This window comes from Candidatus Ruminimicrobium bovinum (assembly GCF_902760015.1).
GTDB classification, from domain to species: Bacteria; Elusimicrobiota; Endomicrobiia; order Endomicrobiales; family Endomicrobiaceae; genus Ruminimicrobium; species Ruminimicrobium bovinum.
In genome coordinates this window covers 1-4,878 of the sequence record NZ_CACWEU010000007.1, presented here as the reverse complement: position 1 = coordinate 4,878, position 4,878 = coordinate 1, and the positions used below count along the sequence as shown (strand labels likewise).

Sequence of the window (4,878 nt, the reverse complement as noted above, 5' to 3'; positions counted from 1 at the left end):
GATAGAGGTGAGCAGTGCGGTAATAAATTACGGGAACTTAAAATTAACCGGAGACGGAGAAAATAATGTTTACACCGTAGGACAGGGAACAATAACGTTTACGGGACAAATAACAAATAATAATATGTTGGCACAAAGATATATAGTAAACGAAGGAACAATAACAACAAAGTTGGAACAGATATATGCAAGTGATAAAATATTAAATAACGGTAAAATAGTAATTTCCGAAACTTCTCAGTATCATAATAATGAAAATAATTTTGAAGGAACAGGAACATTGGAAATATCGACGTCTATATTGAATTCTGCAAATATTCAACAAAACTCGGTGTTGATATCGACTTCCGTTGAATTTTACACAAAATCCGATTTATTAGATGTTGCAAATTTAAATAATAACGGCTTTTTGATTTTTTCCGAAGATTCGAAAGTAAATAAAAGTACGATAACCGGTTCAGGATTTTTGTATATACTAAGTGATGTTGAAAGTACTGGCGGAATTGAACAATATGCGATTATAAACCGAAATAATTTTACTGTGGACGGAAACAAATTTAAAGCCAATATTGTCGTAAACAACGGACTTATAACTTTATCAAACGGAAATGTAAATTTTGAAAATACTTACCTGCAGGGTAACGGAAGAATTGCCGGAGATGTTGTAATAGGATCTTCTTCTACATTGGCTCCGGGAAATTCCATAGGTGCTTTTTATATAAGAGGGAATTTAACTTTCGATAATAATTCTGCTTATGAAGTTGAAGTTAATGAGGATGATAGCGATTATACAAGAGCTTACGGAAATATAACGATTAATTCCGGCAGTAAACTTGAAATGAACAATATATATGGAAAATTTTTTGAACATAAAACTTATGATATTCTTTTTACGACGAGTACTTTAAGCGGTGTTTTCGAAGAAGTAAATTTATCAGGTTACGATGTTGATGTTTCAACGGATTTAAAGGAAAGCAGAATAGCTTTTTCAACTCAAACAGTTGACGGAGCAATGCAGGTAACATTAAGCAGAAAACAAACGGAATATTCAACTTCATCCGAACTTTCGGATTTATCGGTTTCTCAAAAAGCGGTTGCTCAAGCAATTGATATGATATCTTTGAAAAGCAATAAAGGACAAACGGCAAAATTATTATCGGAACTTGAAAGTTATTATTACTACAATTCAACATATAACACGGATAAAATAAAAGATATATTTACAAGTTTATCAGGAACAATATATGCAAATAATGCAATAGCTCCTTTCTTAAATTCCGGTTATGAACATATTTATGATAAAATATATAAAACGCATGAAGTAAAAGATTATGTTGATGAATATTATGTTGAAGGTGAAGAATATTACGAAACAAAAAGAAATTTATGGGGACAATACTTTTACAATTATTATGATGTTGACGGAAACAGAGATTATCCAGGTTATACCGATAGTATTGACGGCTTTTATGCAGGTTATGATGTTTCGTCATCTAAGAATAAGTTACTTGGTATAGTTGCAGGGTATGCACACGGGAAACTAAAACAGAAATATGATCAAACGGAAACACAAAGTATTAATTTAGGTGCTTACGGTGCATATAATAAAAATAATATTCAATTGAAAAGTTTGTTAATGTTAGGGTATGATACATATAATACCGACAGACAAACAAAGGCAAAAGCCGAATATAACGGTTATAATATTGCTTTTGATGTACAAGGCAGTTATGATGTTGCAATAAAAGAAAATTTTATATTAAAACCTTTTGTCGGAATTTTAACCGATTTTATAACACAAGATTCTTTCAGTGAAACAAATGCGGAATCTTTAAATTTATCCGTAAAACAAAACAGTAATTTTTTGGCACAGGCAAGAATAGGTTTTGATGTTACAGGAAAGATAAAACTTTTAAAATGGTATGCAAAGTTTGCAATAAAACAATTTTTAACACAAAATTATTTTGATACAAAAATAAAAATTGAAGATACCGGAACAGAATTTACTTTGAAAGGAACCGAACTTGCAAATACAATTTTTAATATAGGATTTGGCGGTGAATACATATTGTCACAATATTGGACGGCTTTTGCCAATATACAGGCAGGTATCGGTACAGGTAAATCAAATAATTATTATGGAAATATCGGCGTAAAATATAAGTTTGGAACAATAAATAAAGAGGAAGATTACATTATACGTTAAAAACAGCTTTATGCTTTTTAGTCGTTTTTGTGTTTCCAGTAAAATCTAAACTGTAAGCTAAAAAATACCGGAGGTATTTTTTTAAAATGAACAAAGTAGTTTTAATAATAAGTATTTTGTTTTTTTGTTTTAATATTTTATATGCTTCAAATTATCAGGGATATAAAATATATTTGGAAGGTTTGTTAAGCGCAAAAAAGGGAGATGTTCAAAAAACAATTCAACTTTATGAAAAAACTTTATCTTATGATAAAGCTGCAATCCCGGCTTATGAAGATTTGGCATATATATATTTAAGAAAAGGTGACGGACAGAAGGCATTGGATATTGCAAAAAAAATGCAGGATATGGATGGTGAAAGCGTAAGAACAAATTTGTTTTTGGGAACATTTTATTTGAATGCAAACCAACTTGACCTTGCAACAAAAAGTTGGAAAAAAGTTTTGGAACTTGACCCTAAAAATGAAACGGCAACGGTTTATCTTGCCACCGTTTATTCTTCGGATAATAAATTAAAAGAATCTCTTGATTATTGGGAGCAATATTTGAAGCAACAGCCGGAATCTTCAGAAGGTTATTTTCAGTTGGGAGTTGTTCAGGAAAAATTGGGTTTAAATGAAGAAGCCATAAAATCTTATAACAAAGTAAATGAATTAAAACCGGATGCGAGAGAAGCTTATCTTTCACGTGCAAGAATTTATGAGAGTCAAAAAGATTTTAAATCCGCAATAAAAGAATATGAAAAATATATAGAAGTTTATCCCGATAATATCTCAATACTTATATATTTGGGAAAATGCTATTTTGAGGAAAAAAAATATAAGGAAGCGGAAGATGTTTTATTAAAGGCAAAAAAAATTGCACCGAATAATTTAACGGTGTATTATCTTTTGGGAATGAATTATGAAAAAAGAGGCAATGTAAATAAATCTATAGATTGTTACGAATTTATAACGAAAAATGAAAAATCACCTGCCGCTTTTGCAAGATTAGGTTATTATTATGCTTTGATTTTAAAGTTTGATATTGCACAACAAAAAATTCAACAGGCAATAGATTTGGAACCTTTAAATCCGGAATTTCATTATTTAGCAGGACTAAATTATATTGATAAAAAAGATTTTGTTTCCGCAAAAAAAGAACTGGAAGAAAGTTTGGTTTTAAAACCGGATTTTAACGATGCAAATTTTTATTTGGCTATGGTCAATGATAAACTTGATAATTTTGAAGAAACGGAAGAAATTTTATTGGAATTAATTGAAAAAAATCCGAAAAACGTAAAAGCCATGAATTATTTGGGCTATTGTTATGCCGATAGAAATATTAAATTGGATAAAGCCGAAAAACTTTTAAATGATGTTGTTTCGTTATATCCTAACGATCCTGCTTTTTTGGATTCTTTGGCATGGCTTTATTACAGAATAGGTAAATATCAACAGGCGGAAAAAAATATTTTTAAAGCTATTGTAACAGAACCGAGATTGTTAGATTCCACTTTATACGACCATTTCGGTGATATAAGTGTTGAATTAAATAAATTGCCTCAGGCATGGCTTGCATATTCGGTGGCAACCGATATGGGAAGCAAAACTTCAAAAGAAAAAATAAAATTAGTTTCCGATAAAATTACTTCGGAACAGCAAAATAAAGTTTTAAATGAAAGAGCATTACACAATTTTATAAGAATAGTTTCTTTTAATGCTTCTTATTCGGTTACGATAAAAACTTCAAAAATAAAAACAAAAATGTTCATGTCCCTGTTGTTTTCAAAAGGAATTGTTTTAAGGGCAAGTTTTCCGTCAAAATTAACAATGCCGGCATTTAATGTTTTTTTTACAAAGGATGATGTTGTTTTTGAACCGAAAACAGCTGAAAGTTTTTTAAATGACGATACTCGTCAAATGCTTGATTTTGTAAATTTTATAACATCAGGTAATATCATAACACTTTTACAGCAAGCTCAAATTTCACAAAAAGGTTCAAAAGTAACTTATAAAAAAGACGGTTATGTAATTGTAATAAATAAAAAAACGGGTGAAATAATAAAAGTAGAAAAAGAAGGGCTCTGTACGATAAAAATTTTATCTTATAAAAATTTGACATCAATGACAAAAATTCCGTCAAAGTTGATTTTTAAATCTTTAAAAGATAATTTTGAATGTGATTTAATTTTAAAAAAATTAGGATTTCCTACAAGTAATGATTTTGAAAATAACAGGATTATAACAGATGAAAATGCAGGTACAGGCACCGGCAAAAATTAATTTGTATTTGGAAATTATAGATAAAAGACCTGACGGATATCATAATTTGCAATCAATTATGCATACCGTAAGTTTATTTGATACATTATGTTTTGAAAATGATATATCAATAAAACTTACATGTTCCGATGAAAATTTGCCGGTTGATAAAACAAATTTGGTTTATAAAACGGTTGTAAAAATGCAACAGGCATTTTGTATTGATAAAGGAATAAAAATTCATTTAATAAAAAATATTCCTACCGGTGCGGGCTTGGGTGGCGGTTCTTCCGATGCCGCCGCTACGATAATTGCTTTAAACAAAATGTGGAATTTAAATAAAACAAAAAAAGAACTTGAAATTTTTGCTGCAACCATAGGTGCGGATGTTCCTTTTTTTTTAACCGGCGGAACGGCAATTGTTGAGGG

Annotated in this window: 3 protein-coding genes; all 3 read left to right on the top strand. The window is 29.9% G+C overall.

The window, feature by feature from the left end; all coding sequences use genetic code 11:
- A partial coding sequence (locus ACMUOV_RS00205; RefSeq protein ID WP_413852621.1) for an autotransporter outer membrane beta-barrel domain-containing protein occupies positions 1-2,206 on the top strand: 2,206 nt, incomplete at its 5' end.
- 86 nt (positions 2,207-2,292) lie between these two features.
- Positions 2,293-4,470 (top strand): tetratricopeptide repeat protein, encoded by a 2,178-nt coding sequence (locus tag ACMUOV_RS00200; RefSeq protein ID WP_413852619.1) that lies wholly within the window; start codon positions 2,293-2,295, stop codon positions 4,468-4,470.
- Positions 4,436-4,878 (top strand): 4-(cytidine 5'-diphospho)-2-C-methyl-D-erythritol kinase (gene ispE / locus ACMUOV_RS00195; protein WP_413852617.1); only part of this gene is annotated, 443 nt, incomplete at its 3' end. The genes ACMUOV_RS00200 and ispE, both read left to right, overlap by 35 nt.

What these genes read in the sequence shown, in the direction of transcription:
- ACMUOV_RS00200 (WP_413852619.1), top strand. Translation starts at nt 2,293, where the DNA reads ATGAACAAAGTAGTTTTAATAATAAGTATTTTGTTTTTTTGTTTTAAT.